Genomic DNA, 15,699 nt, shown 5'->3' with positions numbered 1-15,699 from the left:
ATGAACCAGCTGATGAGGACCGCAACGGCGGTCGTCTGCGCCGGCGCCGTGGCCGGCGGCCTCGCCGGATGTTCCGCGCGCGGCGAGGCGTCGACGGACACCGAGATCAAGGTCATGTACCTGCTCCCCACGCTCAACGACGAGGCGTACAGCCGTGAGGCGGCCGGCGCCCGGGCCGAGGCCGACCGGCTGGGCGTGACGGTCGACGTCCAGGCGGGCCCGCAGCGGCGTGACCCGACGCCGATCATCGCGAAGGTCGAGGACGCGATCACCCAGCGGTTCGACGTCATCGTGGTCGACCCCGGCGAATACGCGGCCCAGCTGTCGCCCGTCCTGAACAAGGCGGAGGAGGCTGGGATCGACGTGATCTCGATGATCCAGGAGATCCCCGACCTCGAGCCGACGGTGCACATCGCCTACGACGAGTCCGCCGGCTACCGGGCCGCGGGGGAGTACATGGGTGAGCTGCTGCCCGAGGGCGGCGAGCTGGGCGTGATCGGCTGCGGGATCGGCAACGCCCAGATGGACGGGCGGCGCTCCGCGTTCGCGGAGGGGCTGCCGGCCAACATCACCCAGGTCCAGATCGGCGAGACCCAGTGTGACCCGACCAAGGCGCGCAAGCTCACCGAGAACATGCTGACCGCTCATCCGGAGCTGGCCGGCATCTTCAGCGACACCGACATCGCGCTGCTCGGCGGGATCGAGGCGCTGCGCGCCGCGGGCGCGGACCTGGCGGTGATCGGCGGCGACGGGCAGACCGCCAACCTGGAGCTGATCTCCAACGGCGAGATTCAGGACGCCAGCACCAGCTACCCGAGCGAGATCTTCGGCGCGACGGCGATCCAGGTGGCCAGCCGGCTCGCGGCCGACGACGCCGTTGCCGCCGACTGCGAGATCCCGTCGCAGCCGCTGATCACCGAGGACACCGCCGCGCAGGTGCTGGCGCTGATCGAGGAGATCGAGGCCGGCACCGCGCGACCCGAGGTGCCCGACTGCTCGGAGAACCATGGCTGACCGATCGTCGCATCGCCCACCAGGAGGTCAGGTGCCCGCACCGTTCCAGGCCGAGAGACTCGACCAACTGCTGCAGGAGGCCGGGATCGACGTTGTCCTCGCGACCACGCGGCACAACGTCCAGTACCTGCTCGGCGGCTACCGCTACTTCTTCTTCGCCGGCATGGACGCCATCGGGGTCAGCCGCTACCTGCCCGTCGTCGGGTACGTCGCGGGCCGGCCGGAGGACTCGTTCTACGTTGGCTGCGGCAACGAGGACTGGGGCACCGACGTCCACCCGCTCTGGGTCGGCGAGATCCAGAACGTGAGCTGGTCGAGCCTCGACTCGGCTCGCACGGCGGCCGCCGCGATCACCCGTCGCGGGGCCGCGACCGGGCGCATCGCCGTCGAGTACGCCTTCATCCCCGCGGACGCGCTGGACGAGCTGCGGCGCGAGCTGCCGGACGCCGAGTTCGTCGACGCGCACCCGATCCTGGAGTCCTTGCGCGGGCAGAAGTCCGCCGCGGAGCTGGCGCTGGTCCGGAAGGCGTCGGAGGGGATCATCGACTCGATGCTGGCGACCTTCGCCACAGTGCGCCCCGGCTTCACCAGGCACCAGATCGTGGAGGAGTTCCGCCGCCAGCAGACCAGCCGCGGGCTGGTCTTCGACTACTGCCTGATCGCCACCGGGCCGAGCCTCAACCGGGCGCCGTCGCAGGAACCCTGGCGCCCCGGCACCGTGATCTCGCTCGACAGCGGCGGCATGTACGACGGCTACATCGGTGATCTCGCCCGGATGGCGGTCCACGGGGAGCCGACCGACCGCATGGTCGACCTGATGGCCGAGATCGAGCACGTCCAGCAGCAGGTCCGGACCGTGGTCCGGGCCGGCAACCCGGGTTCGGCGATCTACGAGATCGCCGCCGACCTGGTGGCTGCCAGCCCGCACGCCGCGAGCATGACGTTCCTGGCGCACGGCATGGGCCTGATCACCCACGAGGTCCCGCGGCTGACGGCGACCGGCCCGGTGCCCTACCCGGCGGACCACGCGAACACCCCGCTGGCCGAGGGCAACGTGCTGTCCATCGAGACCTGGATCGAGGATCCGGTGGTCGGCTTCGTGAAGCTGGAGGACACCCTCATCGTGACGGCGGACGGATATGAGGCGCCCGGGGACATCGGCCGCGGCTACACGGTCGTCCATGACTAGGCCGGCCGTGACGATCGCCGAGTTGGACCGGCCGCCCACCGCACGGCGCGAGGCGGACGACCTGGCCGCGGTTCGGGCCGCCGCCGTGCGGCGCCGCACCTGGACCGTCGTGATCGACGACGACCCCACCGGCACCCAGTGCGTCCGCGACGTGCCGGTCGTCATGGGGGAGTGGACCGCGGATGACCTGGCCTGGGCGGCGCGGGGCCACGACCTCGCCTTCGTGCTGACGAACAGCCGCGCGCTGACGGCGTCCGAGGCGAGCCGGGTGACGTCGCACGCGGCGGCCGCGGCCGGCCGGGTCGGCGAGCGGCTGGGCCGTCCGGTGCGGTACGTGAGCCGGAGCGATTCGACCCTGCGTGGGCACGTCCGGGAGGAGGTGGCGGCCGTCCGGGCTGCCGCCGGCGCCCCGCAGCGGCAGCGGGTCGTGTTCGCGCCGGCCTTCGTCGAGGCGGGCCGGTTCACCGCCCGCGGCGTGCAGTGGGTCGGCGACGGCGTGCTGGTCCCGGCCGCTGCGACCGAGTACGCCGCGGACCCGGCGTTCGGCTACGACGACGTGGAGCTGGCCGCCTGGGTGCGCCGCCGGTTGCGGGACGACGTCGCCCAGGTGCGGGTGCTGGACCTGGCGCGGCTGCGCAGCGGGTCCGGCCCCGAGCGGGTCCGCGACGAACTACGTCACGGACACCACGACGACGTCTGGATCGCCGAGGCGGTGACCGGCGGTGACCTTGCCGCGGTGGCGGCCGGCTGCGCGCTGGCCGAAGAGGACGGCCTGCAGGTCGTCTATCGGACCGGCCCTACGGCGGTACGGGCACTCGCCGGGCAGCCGCTGCCGAAGCCGTGGCCGGGTCGCGCCGGCGCGGCGGCGAGCGGGCTGGTCGTCGTCGGCAGCCACACCGGGCTCACCAACGCCCAGGTGGACGAGTTGCGGCGGAGCCGGCCGGTCTCGCTCGTCGAGCTCGACGCCGGGGTGGTCGTCGCCGGCGACGAGGCGGCGCTGGAGGCCGAGATCGGGCGGGCGGCCGCCGCCGTCCGGGCCGCCGTGCCGTCCGTCACGACTGTGCTGCAGACCTCCCGGCAGGTCGTCGCCGCGCCCGCTGGCGAGAACCCGATCGGCGCCAGCCGGCGGGTGGCGGCCGCCCTCACCGAGACAGTGCGCCGGATCGCCGAGTCGACGCGGCTGGGCTTCCTCGTCGCGAAGGGCGGGATCACCTCGCACGACGTCCCCGCGCGGGCGCTCGGCGCGACCCGGGCCGTCGTCCTCGGCCAGTTGTTCCCGGGGATGGTGCCGGTATGGCGGCTGCTCGACGGCTCCCGGCCTGAGCTGCCCTACGTCGTGTTCCCCGGCAACGTCGGCGACCGCGCAAGCCTCGCGGTCGCCGTCACCCGGCTCGCAGAAGGAGACCCCAGTGCCTGACCCGAACCGCAGCCGTTCGTTCGCGGACCGCCTACGCGACCGCGACCCGGTGCTCGGGCTGATCGTCAAGATGCCCAACCCTGCCCTGGTCGAGCAGGCCCGGTACCTCGGGTTCGACCTGGTGGTGATCGACACCGAGCACGGGGCCGGCGACGACCTGCTGCTCGAGCACCACCTGCGCGCCGCCGGCAGCGCCGGCATCGACGCACTGGTCCGGGTCGGGTCGAACTCCCCGCTCGACATCCTCCGGGCGCTCGACGCCGGCGCCGCGGGGGTGATCATCCCGCACGTCGCCGACGGCGCCGAGGCCGGCGAGGCGGTCGCCAGCGCCCACTACCCGCCGCGCGGCCGCCGTGGTCTCGCGGTGAGCACCCGCGGCGGCCGGTACGGCGACGAGCCGATCGACGAGTACCTCGCCCGGGCCGCCGCACAGACCGTCGTCGTCGTGCAGGTCGAGGACGAGGCCGGGGTGCGCAACGCCGCCGAGGTCGTCGCAACTCCTGGCGTCAACGGCGTCTGGGTGGGGCCGGGCGACCTGTCCGTGTCGCTCGGCTTCCCTGGACAGGGCGACCACCCGCGGGTGCGCGCCGCCGTCGAGCAGGTCGTCGCCGAGGTCGTCCGCAGCGAGCGGACCACCGCCGCGGTGCTGGTCAAGTCCGCACACGAGATCAAGGAATGGCACGCTCTGGGTGCGTCGATGTTCCTCATCACCTCGATCGACCTGTTCGGCCGGGCGGCCCGCGAGCTCGTGGCGGCGGCCGCGGCGCTGGACGGCGCCCGTCACGACGTCAAGGAGGCAGCACAGTGAGCAGGAGCGGGATCCTCGGCCGGTTCGACCTCACCGGACGCACCGCGTTGATCACCGGCGCCGGCATGGGGATCGGGCGGGCCTTCGCGCACGCCCTCGGCGAGGCCGGCGCGAACGTGGCGGTGATCGACCTCGACCCGCACCGTGCCGAGCAGGTCGTCGGCGAGCTCGGCGAGAACGGGATCGCCGCGCTCGCCGTCGGCGCCGACGCCTCCGACCCCGAGCAGATCGACGGCTTCGTCGCCCGGGTCGTCGCGCACTTCGGCCGGCTCGACATCGCCGTCAACAACGCCGGGATCAACCTCAACTCGGCGGCGGAGGAGACCACGCTGGACGAGTGGGACCGCGTCTTCGCGGTGAACACCCGGGGCGTGTTCCTCGCCTGCCAGGCCGAGGCGCGGGCCATGTTCCCGCACGGCTACGGCAAGATCGTCAACACCGCGTCGATGGCCTCGCTCATCGTCCCGCACCCGCAGAAGCAGGTCTCGTACAACGCGTCGAAGGGCGCCGTCGTCACGCTGACCCGCACCCTGGCCGCCGAGTGGGCACCGCGCGGCATCCGGGTGAACTGCATGTCGCCGGGAATCATCCGGACCGCGCTGATCGAGCAGTCGCCCGACCTCGCCCCGCTCGTCGACGAGTGGGTGCGTTCCATCCCGGCCGGCCGGTTGGGCGAGGTCGAGGATCTCCAGGGCGGCATCGTGTACCTCTCCAGCCCCGCGTCCGACTACATGACCGGCCACAACCTGGTGATCGAGGGCGGCCAGACGCTCTGGTGACACTCAGCTCTCGACGGCGCGCTGCTCGGCCGCGGGCAGCGACAGCCGCAGCCGCCGGGTCGCCCGGTCCATGAGCGCCTGCATGGCCGCACGTGCCCGGTCCTCGTCCTGCTCGATGACGGCGTCGAGGACGGGCACGTGCATGGCCAGCGACGACTCCGTCTCCTGCGCGGACTCGATGACCCGGTGCGCCCAGGCCTCGATCAGCGACCGGATGTTGCTCAGCACACCCGTCAGCACCTCGTTGCCCGACGCCGCGGCCAACTCCAGATGGAACTGCACGTCGGCCTCGATGTACCGGTCGTAGTCGTGACTGGCCGCCCGCATCTCCTCGATCAGCTGCGTCAGCCGGGCCGCCGCCACCGCGCTGCGGTTGCGCGCCGCCTGCGGCGCCAAGGTCACCTCGAGCAGCTGGCGGGCCTCGATGAGGTCGGTGAGCTGGTTGTTCCCGAGCAGCACGCCCCATTCGATGACCTTCGGCAGCAGGCTCGACGGCTCTTTCGCCAGGTACGTGCCGTCGCCCTGACGCTGCTCCAGCACGCCGAGCAGGATGAGCGACTTGATGGCCTCCCGCAGCGCCGCGCGGCCGACCCCCAGCGCTTCGCTCAGCGCGCGCTCACCCGGAAGCCGCTGCCCAGGCGTCACGTCGCCGGACGCGAGATACGTCAGCAACTCCCGCGTCAGCTCGACCGTCGCCGGTTCGCGCCGGCGCAGCGGCCGATCGGGCAGCGGTGCAAGGTCGCCCATGACATCCTCTCGAAGGTTGACCGGTGAACCCCTCGACCATCCTAACGTCCGGGCCGGTGTCCAGAGGTCACCCGGACGACGCTCTCCGCCACGGTCTCACCGGCGTGGCCCGCTCCTCATCGTTCTCCTCCGCGTCCCGGCTGACGGCTCCGTCGGTGTGGTCGACACTATGAGACCGCAGCAGTTCGTCGACAGCATGACGGCCGCGCTGGAGACCCCTTCGGCCAAGGAGATCGCCGCGGTGGCGCTCAGGCGGACGTCGCAGGAGTGGCACGCGCCGCACTTGGGGCGGCATGACCGCGACAGCTGAGTGCGCGGCGTCCTGCGAGATTTCGGGTAGGCGTGTCCTGGTAGGGCGGGTGGGACTCGAACCCACGACCCAGGGATTATGAGTCCCCTGCTCTAACCGGCTGAGCTACCGCCCCGCGCTCACGCCCGAGCACCTTACCTCGCCGACGACGGCGCGTGGCGGCCCGCTCGGGCCAGGGCGTCCTCGGCCTGGGCGGCCAGGGTGGCGACGAGGTCGCCGGCGGCGGGGAGGTCGGTGATGAGGTCGACGCCCTCGCCGGCCCAGACGGGGAGCGGCGGGATCATGCCGCGGGCGACGTCGTCCGGGTAGTCCTGCCGGGCATGGGCGTCGGCGGCGAGGTCGGCCTCCCGACCGTGCCATCGGTCGAGGTAGGGATGGCCGAGCGTGCGCGCCGCATACCGTGACGGCCAGTCGGAGCCGCGGGCGAGGTCGAGGACGGTGCTGCGCTCGGTGTCCTCGGCCGAGCCGTCGACGATCGCCTGGGCGATGACGGGGTCGACCAGCGCCTCGGCCGTCGCCTGGAACCGGGTGCCGATCAGCGCGCCGGCCGCGCCCAGGGCCAGGGCGGCGGCCACGCCGCGGCCGTCGGCGATGCCGCCGGCGGCCAGCACCGGCACCGGTGCCGCCAGGTCCACGACGACGGGCACGAACGGCAGCGTGGACCGGCCGTGCCGGGCACCGTGCCCACCGGCCTCGGTGCCTTGCGCCACGATGACGTCGGCGCCCAGGTCGACGGCCTGCTTGGCCTCCTCGAGGTCGGTGACCTGCAGGATCAGCGCCGCACCGGCCGCACGGATCCGCTCGGCGTACCGGGTGGGGTCGCCGAAGGACAGCATGACGGCCCGCGGGCCGTGCTCCAGGGCGTGCTCCACCGCGCCGTCCTGGATCCCCCAGGTGAGGAACCCGACGCCCCACGGCAGCCCGGGCCGCGACGCGACGATCGGCGCCTCGCGGTCCAGCCAGTCGGGGTCGCCGAACGCGGCGCCCAGGATCCCGAAGCCGCCGCCCTGCGACACCGCCGCGGCCAGCGCGCCACCGGCCGAGCCGCCCATCGGCGCGAGCGCGATCGGGTGCCGCAGGCCGAACAGGTCCGTGAACGCCGTCGACAACGCCATGGCTCCATCATCGCTGGAGCGCGGACATCACCCGCCGCGGGTGTACCGGCGTCGCCGCCCGGCGGGGTGGGATGGGCCGTGTCGCAGGAGGAGAACGAGCCGATCCGGGCGCCCGCCTGGCTGCTGCACCGCTGGCCGGGGCGGATCGCGATCACCAGCGCGGCCGGGTGCGTGCGCATCGACGTGTTCGATCGGGCGATGACGGTGGCGGCGCAGCTGTTCAGTTCGGTGCTGCCGATCCTGATCCTGTTCGCGACGTGGGCCGGGGCGAGCGCGTCGGACGCGACGGCGGAGGCGTTGCAGATCCCGGACGAGTCGAAGGACGTGCTCGACGACGCGGCGCAGGGGTCGTCGGGCGCGGCGTTCGGGGTGGCCGGCGTGCTGATCGTGCTGATCTCGGCGACCAGCCTGTCGCGCGCGGTGACGCGGGCGTTCACGGCGGTGTGGTCGCTGCCGCGGCCGCGCAGCCGGCTCGGCTCGGCCTGGCGCTGGCTGGCCGCCGTCGTCGGGCTGGCGCTGGCGGTCGTCGTGGTGCGGCAGCTGGCGGCGCTGGCGGACGGGCTGCCGCAGCCACGGGCGTGGCAGTCGGCGGTGGCGTTCGCGGCGGACGCGGCGGTCACGCTGTTCCTGCCGTGGGTGCTGCTGGCCGGCGCCGTCCGGCCGCGGCTGCTGCTGCCCGGCGCGCTGCTGTTCGCGGTGACGATGATCGTGCTCCGCCCGGTGTCGGCGGTGTGGCTGCCGCGGGCGCTGGAGTCCAGCGCCGACCGGTTCGGCTCGATCGGCGTCGCGTTCACGTACCTGGCCTGGCTGTACGCGATCGCGTTCTGTTTCCTGGTGGCGGCGGTCGTGGGCCGGGTGGTGGCGACGGACGACGGGCGGCTGGGCCGCTGGATCCGGCGTTGAACGCGCGGACGCCCCGGGGCTGCGGTCCCCGGGGCGTCCGTGGTCTCCTTCCTAGTGGTGCCCGGCGTGCTGCGCGAGCGCCTCCTCGATCGACGGCTCGGCGGCGAGCTCGGCCGAGGCCGGCGCCTTGGCCGCCACCGGCTCGGCCGGGGGCGGCGTCGTGCCGACCTCGGACGCGGCCGCGGTGCGGGTCAGCATGCCCCGCTCCCGCGTGGTGATGACGCCGTCCGTGACCAGTTGGTTCGCGACCTCGGTGACGTGCCGGACGAACTGGCCGTGGTTCGGCCACTCGCCCTCGTCGTCGATGAGGTCGTTGATGGTGCAGCCGTCACCCCGGTCGACGTTGGCCACGAGCGAGTCGAGGCCGCCGATGACCACCGTCGGGCGGGTGTCGGAGTCGGGGCAGGCGTCGCCGTCGCGCTCGACGACGGTGAACGTCACCGACCCGACGGCGGACTCGTTGCCCGCGTTGTCGGTCGCCCGGTACCGGACGGTGTGCTCGCCCACCGCACCCACCACGACCGGCGCCGTGTAGGGCACGAACGCCCCGTCGTCCAGCGAGTAGACGACCGACGCGACGCCGGACTGGGCGTCCGTCGCGGTGACGGTCACGGTCGCGGAGTCGACGTAGGCGCCGTCCGCGTTCTGCTCGCCGGTGACGGCCGCCGCGACCTCCGGCGGGGTGGTGTCGTCCGGCTCCGGCGCGACGACGGTGAACGCGACGGACTCGACCGGCGCGACGTTGCCGGCGTTGTCGGTCGCGCGGTACTGCACCGTGTGATCGCCGATGGACGAGACCACGACCGGCGCGGTGTAGGCGGTGAAGCCCGCGCCGTTCAGGTTGTACTCGATCGACGCGACGCTGGACTGGGCATCCGACGCGGTGACGGTCACCGTCGCGGATGCGATGTAGTCACCGTCCGGGTTCTGCGAACCCGACACTGCCGCCGACGTCTCCGGCGGGGTGGTGTCGTCCGGCTCCGGTGCGACGACGGTGAACGCGGCGGACTCGACCGGCGAGGTGTTGCCGGCGTTGTCGGTCGCCCGGTACTGGACGACGTGGTCGCCGACGGCCGCGACGACGACCGGCGCGGTGTACGGCTGGAACGAGCCGCCGTCCAGGGCGTACGCGATCGACGCCACGCCCGACTCGGCGTCCGTCGCCGTGATCGTCACGGTCGCCGACCCGACGTACGCACCGTCGGGGTTCTGGTCGCCGGCCACCGCCGCGGACACGTCCGGCGGGGTGGTGTCGTCCGGCTCCGGCTCGACGACGGTGAACGCCACCGACTCGACCGGCGCGACGTTGCCGGCGTTGTCCGTGGCCCGGTACTGGACCGTGTGGTCACCGAGCGCCGAGACGACCAGCGGCGCCGTGTAGGCGGTGAAGCCGGCGCCGTCCAGGTTGTACTCGACCGACGCGACGCCGGACTGCGCGTCAGACGCCGTGACGGTGACCGTCGCGGACCCGATGTAGTCGCCGTCGGCGTTCTGGTCGCCGGCCACCGTCGCCGAGATGTCCGGCGGGGTGGTGTCGTCCGGCTCCGGCTCGACGACGGTGAACGCGGCGGACCCGACCGGCGAGGTGTTGCCGGCGTTGTCCGTCGCCCGGTACTGCACCGTGTGGTCACCCAGCGCCGTCACGACCACTGGGGCCGTGTACGGCTGGAACGAGCCGCCGTCCAGCGCGTACGCGATCGACGCCACGCCGGACTGCGCGTCCGTCGCCGTGATCGTCACGGTCGCCGACGACACGTAGTCGCCCTGGTCGTTCTGCTCGCCGGTGACGGCCGCCGCGACCTCCGGCGGAGTGGTGTCGTCCGGCTCCGGCTCGACGACGGTGAACTGGACGGCCTCGACCGGCGCGACGTTGCCCGCGTTGTCGGTCGCCCGGTACTGCACCGTGTGGGCGCCGATCGCCGACACCACGACGGGCGCGGTGTAGGGGGCGAACGCGGCGCCGTTCAGGCTGTACTCCACCGACGCGACGCCGGACTGCGCGTCCGTCGCGGTGACGGTCACCGTCGCCGACCCCACGTAGTCGCCGTCGGCGTTCTGGTCACCGCTGACCGCCGCCGAGATGTCCGGCGGGGTGGTGTCGTCCGGCTCCGGCTCCACGACGGTGAACGGCACCGACTCGACCGGCGCGACGTTGCCCGCGTTGTCGGTCGCCCGGTACTGCACCGTGTGCGCGCCGATGGCCGTCACCTGCACGGGTGCGGTGTACGGCTGCCAGCCGCCGTTGTCGAGGTTGTATTCGACCGACGCGACGCCGGACTGCGCGTCCGTCGCCGTCACCGTGACCGTCGCCGACCCGATGTAGTTGCCCTGGTCGTCCTGTTCGCCGGTGACCGCCGCCGAGATGTCCGGCGGGGTGGTGTCGTCCGGCTCGGGCTCGACGACGGTGAACTGCGCCGATCCGGCCGGTGACGTGTTGCCGGCGTTGTCCGTCGCCCGGTACTGCAGCGTGTGCGCGCCGATCGCCGTCACCTGCACGGGCGCGGTGTACGGCTGCCAGCCGCCGTTGTCGAGGTTGTACTCGACGGTGTCGACACCCGTCCCGGCGTCGGTGGCGTTCACCGTCACCGTGGCCGCGCCGACGTAGTCGCCGTCGGCGTTCTGGTCGCCGGTGACCTGCGCGGACACCTCCGGCGGCGTGGTGTCGTCCGGGCCGCCGGTGACGACCAGCAGGCCGGTCATCTGGCCGTGCCCGGGGAACGCGCAGTAGAACCGGTAGACGCCCGGCGTCAGGTTGACCTCGACCTCGTACCGGCCGCCGTTCGGGTCGAACGGGTTCGCCGTGATGTTGAGGTCGACGTCCTGGTTGTACTGCGGGTCGCCGGTCTCGAACGTCAGCGTGTGCGGCATGCCGCTGGTGTTACCGGTGGCCGTGCTGTTCTCGAAGACGATCGTCGTCGGCCCGGCGACCGCGGTGGTCGGGGCCGACCGGTACGCCGTCACGCTGTTGTCGGCGGTCCAGGTCAGGGTCTGCGCGGCCGCCGTCTCGGCATTGCCGGAGACGGACGACGGCGTGGGCGCCGGCGCGCCGCGCAGGGCGGCCGCCGTCGGCACCAGGCCGACCGCCATGAGGGCCGTGGCCAGCACCGCGACGACGACGCCCTGGGGCGTCACCCGCCGGCGGCCGGACCGGCCCGTCGAGGGATGGCGGCCGGTGAGGTCCGCCCAGAGTCGTAGAAGCATGAAGTGCCGCACCTCTTTCGTGAATCCGCGAGACGCCGTGCGTCCCGGCGGCCGAGGCCCGCCGGAACGGGCGCGACCCAGGGGGTGAGGTCGCGCCCGTCCAGCCGGCCGCCGGGTCCTACAGCTCCCGGACTCGGATGTTGCGGAATTCGATCTGGTCGTTGTTGCCGTGGTTCTGCAACCCGACGTATCCGCTGAGGAACTGGCGCAGGTCGGTCGGCGGGTCACCCGCGCGAGACGACTCGATGCCAGGCACGTTGTCGAACTCGTTGATCACCACGCCGTTGCGGATGATCGTGTAGTGCTGACCCTCGACCCGGATCTCGTAGTCGTTCCACTCGCCCTTCGGCGTGGCGCCGGAACCGGGCAGCTGGATCGGGTCGAAGTTGTAGACCGACCCGGTCTTCTGCGGCTCGCCGGTCTCGCCGTCGTAGATCTGGATCTCCTGGCCGCAGTAGATCGCGACCCAGGCCGGCGAGTTCGCCGCGGAACCGACGCGCCCGCACTCCGGACGCTCCGCCAGCGGCTGGTTCGGGTTCGGGAACCGGATGAACACACCGCTGTTGGCGCGCGTGGTCCCGGGTGACACGTCCCGGAACTGCAGCCGGATCGAGTAGTCCGCGAACTCCTTCTCCTCGTACCAGAGCATGCCCAGCCCGCCGCGGCTGATGATCGTCCCGTCGCCCTGCAGCTCGAAGAAGCCGCCGGGCGCCTGGGTCCAGCCCTCGAGGGACTCGGCGGTCCCGTCGAAGATGGCGTCCCAGCCGGTGTCCCCAGGCGCGCCGATCTCGGAGGCCGCGGCCAGCCGGGTCAGCGTCGCCTTCTCGCGAGCGGTGATGACACCGTCGGCGGCCAGGCCGTTGGCGGTGTCGGTGACGTGCCGGACGAACTGGCCGTGGTTCGGCCAGCTGCTCTCGTCGTCGATGAGGTCGTTGATCGTGCAGCCCTCGCCGACGACGTCGTTCGTCACACCGGTGTCGGTGTCGCGCAGCCGGACCGTGCCGCGGTCGTCCGGCACCGCACACCCGACGGTGACCTCGACCTCGGTGGTCATGGTCTCGCCGTCGGCGTACGTCACCGTGAGCGTCGCCGTGTAGGAGCCCACCGCGGCGTAGGTGTGCCGCGGGTTCGCCTCGTCCGACGTCGCGCCGTCACCGAAGTCCCACGCGTAGGACACGCCGCCGGAGCGGGCGCCGGTGAAGGCGATGGTCAGCGGCTTGTTCTGCACGGCCGTCGCCGACGCCGTCGCCACCGGGGTGGCGGGGCCGCCGTTGTAGACCACGCGGATCAGCTTCTGGTTCGGGGTGAGGCTGAAGAACCCGCCGCTGTAGTCGTTCATGTAGAGCGCGCCGTCCGGGCCGAACCGCGAGGTCATCATCCAGCTCTGCAGCTGGTCGTTCGCGGAGCCCTGCGGGATGATCGAGGTCAGGCTCTCCGCGAACAGCGGCGGCGCCTGCTCCTCGATGCCCTCGGGGTCGACGGTCACCGCGACGCGGTTGTTCGCGCCGCACTCGTCACCGAGGATCCACTTGCCCTCCCAGTAGTCCGGCCAGGCGATGTCGCTGTCCGGATCGACCAGCGCGTCGCGGTACGTCGGGCCGGTCATGACGGCCTGGCAGCCACCGCGCAGGTACGGGAACGTGTACGTGGCCTCGTCGTTCTGGTAGGTCGGGACCCCGTCGCCGCGGTCCGGGAACACCGGGCTGCCGCCGCTGGGGGAGTACCAGATCATGTTGTCGCGGGCGTCCGGGATGTCCACCAGGCCGGTGTTGCGCGGCGAGGTGTTCAGCAGGTTGCCCTTGCAGTCGTACCAGTCGGTCAGCACCGACGCGTCGGTGTTGTCGCGGTCGCGGTACGGCTGCCGGTTGCCCATGCAGTACGGCCAGCCCTGGTTGCCCGCCGACGTGATGATCGTCGCCGTCTCGTACTTCGCCGGGCCCAGCTCCGGGCTCGGGCTGCCGGCGTCCGGGCCGACCCACGCGGCGTGCAGGTAGTCCGTCACCGGGTCGACGTAGAGGGTGGAGATATTGCGCACGCCCATGACGTAGATCTCCGGGCGGGTCTTGCCGCCGCCCTCTTCCTCGCCGGTGAACAGGTTGCCCTCGGGGATGGTGTACGTCCCGTCGGCCTCCGGGTGGATCCGCAGGATCTTGCCGTTCAGGTCGTTCGTGTTGCCCGACGTGCGGCGCGCGTCCTGGAACGAGTACCCGCCGAACTCCTGCGTCCAGTTGTTGCCGGAGTAGCCGCTGGAGCCGCCCGACGAGTTGCTGTCGCCGACGCCGACGTACAGGTTGCCGTCGGAGTCGAAGTCCATGCCGCCGCCGGCGTGGCAGCAGCTGTGGATCTGGGTCTCCCAGGACAGCAGGTCCTTGCGGCTGTCGAGATCGATCTGCTGGGTCTCGTGGTCGTAGGTGAACCGCGAGACGGTCCGGTCACCGACGCGGCGCTCCCGGTCGAGCGACTCGTACGGCATCCAGTAGGTGTAGATCCAGCCGTTGTCCGTGAACGACGGGTCCAGCGCGATGCCGACCAGACCGTCCTCGGCCTTGACCAGCTCGCTCCCGCTGCCGCGGTTGCCGAACACCTCGAGCGAGGCCAGCTGCGTGACGTCGCCGGTCTCCGGGTCCCACTGGTGGATCGTGCCGCAGCCGCGGCCGACGTTCGGGTCGTCCCACGACGCGATCGGGCCGGTGGCGCAGGACGCCTTGCCGATGTAGAAGACGGTGCCGTCGGCGGCGACGTCCAGGCCGTGCGGCTCGCCGTTCTGGTCCAGCTGGCCCGGCTGGTTCGGGGCCGTCAGGCGCTCGATGTCGTAGTTGGCGCCGATGGTGGCCTGGCAGTCGCCGCGCACGAGCCCGGTGGCCCACTGCAGGGCGCCGGTCAGGTGGCTGCGGAACTCCGGCTCGGCGTAGCTCTCCGCCGTGCCGCCCATGCCGGTGTAGAAGGAGCGGCCGCCGTCGTAGTCACGGCACCACGAGATCGGGTGGAACGCGCCGTTGGCGCCGTCGCCCGGTTCGTAGGTGTGCTCCTGGATCTGCGCGACGGTGTGCACCGTGCCGACCGGGTTCGGGGCCCAGTTGGTGTAGCGGTCCGTGCGGGTCAGCGTCAGCGGCAGCCCGTCGTTGGCCGGGTGCTGGCGGTCGACGATGCTGACCGTCGCCTCCTGCGCCGGCACCGGCGGCGGCTCTACCATCTCGCCGGCGAAGAACTGCAGCTCGGCCAGCTGGGTGATCGAGTCGCCGGAGTTCCGGGTGATGTCCAGCCGGAAGTACTCGTAGGCCGTCGTGTTCGAGATCGTGTAGGCCTTGGTCTGGAACCGCTCCGGGAAGTCCTCGTTGGTCCGCCGGTCGATGTCGGTCCAGGTCGTGCCGTCGTTCGAGCCCTGCAGGGTCCAGTCCTGCGGGTCGCGGCCGGCGGAGTCGTTGGCCGACGACAGCGCGTACTGGTTCACCGCGGCCGGCTCGGTCAGCCGGACGGTGATCTGCGCCGTCCGCACGAACCCGAGCCACTTGGTGTTGCCGTCGCCGTCGACCAGCTTCGGCGCATCCTCGTTCGGCGGGTTGCTGGCGGTGGCGCTGACGGAGGCGACGTCGAGCGAGTCGGGCAGCGCGCCGACCGGCCGGGTGCCGATCAGCCCGGTGAACCACTCCGACCGCTCCTGCGCGCGCGAGGCGTCGCCGATGCCGAGGAAGCCGCCGCCGTCCTCGATGTAGGCCTCGAGCGCATCCTCCTGGGACGGCGTCAGCTCGGTGCCGATCGCGGACAGGAAGACGACGCCGCGGTAGCCGGCCAGCGTGTTCGCCGAGAAACTGGCCGGGTCGGACGACACGTCGACGCTGATGCCGCTGGCCGCGCCCAGTTCCTGCACCGCCGCGACTGCGGCCGCGACGGGGTCGTCCTGCTCGGCGGCGGCGCCGTGGAAGACCAGCACCTTGACGCCGTCGGCGGCGTTCGCCTTGGCGGCGGCCAGCGCCTGGCGTGCGGCCGGGCTGGCGTCGTCGGCGGCGTCGGGGGACTTGGCGGCCGGTGCGCTGGAGGCACTCGGCGAGGGCTCGGCCGGCTCCGGCTCGGTCTGCCCCTGCGCGGGCAGCGCGGTCACGCTCAGCGCCAGGACGGCCGTGCTCGCCAGGACGATCGTGCGGCGCCACCGGGCGGATCTCGCCGGTGGTCCTCCTCCCGGACGGACGAGGCTGGTGCGTCTCATCGTTGCTCCTTC

At 72.5% G+C, this 15,699-nt stretch carries 11 protein-coding genes and 1 tRNA gene; 7 read left to right on the top strand and 5 right to left on the bottom strand.

Annotated elements, in window-relative coordinates; all coding sequences use genetic code 11:
* The 5 genes from ACW62_RS19040 to ACW62_RS19020 all read left to right on the top strand — a co-directional run bounded on the left by ACW62_RS19040 (position 1) and on the right by ACW62_RS19020 (position 5,207).
* Positions 1 to 1,014, top strand: a complete 1,014-nt coding sequence (locus ACW62_RS19040) for a sugar ABC transporter substrate-binding protein (RefSeq protein WP_053205687.1) — start codon at positions 1 to 3, stop codon at positions 1,012 to 1,014.
* A complete protein-coding gene (locus ACW62_RS19035) occupies positions 1,007 to 2,203 on the top strand; it encodes a M24 family metallopeptidase (protein WP_053205686.1) in 1,197 nt (398 codons plus the stop codon). The genes ACW62_RS19040 and ACW62_RS19035 overlap by 8 nt, the downstream gene beginning before the upstream one ends.
* Positions 2,196 to 3,620: a four-carbon acid sugar kinase family protein gene (locus ACW62_RS19030; protein ID WP_169792091.1), complete on the top strand. Its 1,425-nt coding sequence runs from the start codon at positions 2,196 to 2,198 to the stop codon at positions 3,618 to 3,620. The genes ACW62_RS19035 and ACW62_RS19030 overlap by 8 nt, the downstream gene beginning before the upstream one ends.
* Positions 3,613 to 4,428: an HpcH/HpaI aldolase family protein gene (locus ACW62_RS35900; protein WP_053205684.1), complete on the top strand. Its 816-nt coding sequence runs from the start codon at positions 3,613 to 3,615 to the stop codon at positions 4,426 to 4,428. Before ACW62_RS19030 ends, ACW62_RS35900 begins: the two co-directional genes overlap by 8 nt.
* Before the next feature lie 65 nt (positions 4,429 to 4,493).
* Positions 4,494 to 5,207, top strand: a complete 714-nt coding sequence (locus ACW62_RS19020) for an SDR family NAD(P)-dependent oxidoreductase (protein ID WP_053205906.1) — start codon at positions 4,494 to 4,496, stop codon at positions 5,205 to 5,207.
* A 3-nt stretch (positions 5,208 to 5,210) separates the two neighbouring features.
* Here the strand turns inward: ACW62_RS19020 and ACW62_RS19015 are convergent, their stop codons facing one another.
* The gene (locus tag ACW62_RS19015; protein ID WP_053205683.1) at positions 5,211 to 5,954 is read right to left on the bottom strand and encodes a FadR/GntR family transcriptional regulator; all 744 of its coding nucleotides are present in this window, start codon (positions 5,952 to 5,954) and stop codon (positions 5,211 to 5,213) included.
* A gap of 169 nt (positions 5,955 to 6,123) precedes the next feature.
* Between ACW62_RS19015 and ACW62_RS34160 the strand changes: the two genes are divergently transcribed.
* Positions 6,124 to 6,264 (top strand): hypothetical protein, encoded by a 141-nt coding sequence (locus ACW62_RS34160; RefSeq protein WP_157574848.1) that lies wholly within the window; start codon positions 6,124 to 6,126, stop codon positions 6,262 to 6,264.
* A 38-nt stretch (positions 6,265 to 6,302) separates the two neighbouring features.
* On the opposite strand, the gene ACW62_RS19010 is transcribed toward ACW62_RS34160, so the two are convergent.
* A tRNA-Ile gene (locus ACW62_RS19010) sits at positions 6,303 to 6,379 on the bottom strand.
* A 19-nt stretch (positions 6,380 to 6,398) separates the two neighbouring features.
* Positions 6,399 to 7,379 carry an NAD(P)H-dependent flavin oxidoreductase gene (locus ACW62_RS19005; RefSeq protein WP_053205682.1) on the bottom strand — a complete coding sequence of 327 codons (981 nt, stop codon included), beginning with the start codon at positions 7,377 to 7,379 and terminating at the stop codon, positions 6,399 to 6,401.
* A gap of 78 nt (positions 7,380 to 7,457) precedes the next feature.
* On the opposite strand from ACW62_RS19005, the gene ACW62_RS19000 reads away from it, so the two are divergent.
* A complete protein-coding gene (locus tag ACW62_RS19000; protein ID WP_157574847.1) occupies positions 7,458 to 8,282 on the top strand; it encodes a YhjD/YihY/BrkB family envelope integrity protein in 825 nt (274 codons plus the stop codon).
* A gap of 51 nt (positions 8,283 to 8,333) precedes the next feature.
* Here the strand turns inward: ACW62_RS19000 and ACW62_RS18995 are convergent, their stop codons facing one another.
* Together ACW62_RS18995 and ACW62_RS18990 are read right to left on the bottom strand one after the other, a co-directional pair.
* Positions 8,334 to 11,483 (bottom strand): OmpL47-type beta-barrel domain-containing protein, encoded by a 3,150-nt coding sequence (locus tag ACW62_RS18995; protein WP_205629464.1) that lies wholly within the window; start codon positions 11,481 to 11,483, stop codon positions 8,334 to 8,336.
* 118 nt (positions 11,484 to 11,601) lie between these two features.
* Complete coding sequence (locus ACW62_RS18990) at positions 11,602 to 15,687, bottom strand: ThuA domain-containing protein (protein ID WP_053205679.1); 4,086 nt, start codon at positions 15,685 to 15,687, stop codon at positions 11,602 to 11,604.
* Between the last annotated feature and the right edge of the window lie 12 nt (positions 15,688 to 15,699).

The sequence above is a fragment of the Jiangella muralis genome (genome assembly GCF_001270745.1).
GTDB lineage: Bacteria > Actinomycetota > Actinomycetes > Jiangellales > Jiangellaceae > Jiangella > Jiangella muralis.
The sequence above is the reverse complement of the archived record's forward strand: the minus strand, read 5'-3'. Positions and strand labels throughout refer to the sequence as shown.

Coding starts and splice junctions, on each gene's coding strand:
- ACW62_RS19040 (WP_053205687.1), top strand. CDS start 1: ATGAACCAGCTGATGAGGACCGCAACGGCGGTCGTCTGCGCCGGCGCC.
- ACW62_RS19035 (WP_053205686.1), top strand. CDS start 1,007: ATGGCTGACCGATCGTCGCATCGCCCACCAGGAGGTCAGGTGCCCGCA.
- ACW62_RS19030 (WP_169792091.1), top strand. CDS start 2,196: ATGACTAGGCCGGCCGTGACGATCGCCGAGTTGGACCGGCCGCCCACC.
- ACW62_RS19020 (WP_053205906.1), top strand. CDS start 4,494: ATGGGGATCGGGCGGGCCTTCGCGCACGCCCTCGGCGAGGCCGGCGCG.
- ACW62_RS19015 (WP_053205683.1), bottom strand. CDS start 5,954: ATGGGCGACCTTGCACCGCTGCCCGATCGGCCGCTGCGCCGGCGCGAA.
- ACW62_RS34160 (WP_157574848.1), top strand. CDS start 6,124: ATGAGACCGCAGCAGTTCGTCGACAGCATGACGGCCGCGCTGGAGACC.
- ACW62_RS19005 (WP_053205682.1), bottom strand. CDS start 7,379: ATGGCGTTGTCGACGGCGTTCACGGACCTGTTCGGCCTGCGGCACCCG.
- ACW62_RS18995 (WP_205629464.1), bottom strand. CDS start 11,483: ATGCTTCTACGACTCTGGGCGGACCTCACCGGCCGCCATCCCTCGACG.
- ACW62_RS18990 (WP_053205679.1), bottom strand. CDS start 15,687: ATGAGACGCACCAGCCTCGTCCGTCCGGGAGGAGGACCACCGGCGAGA.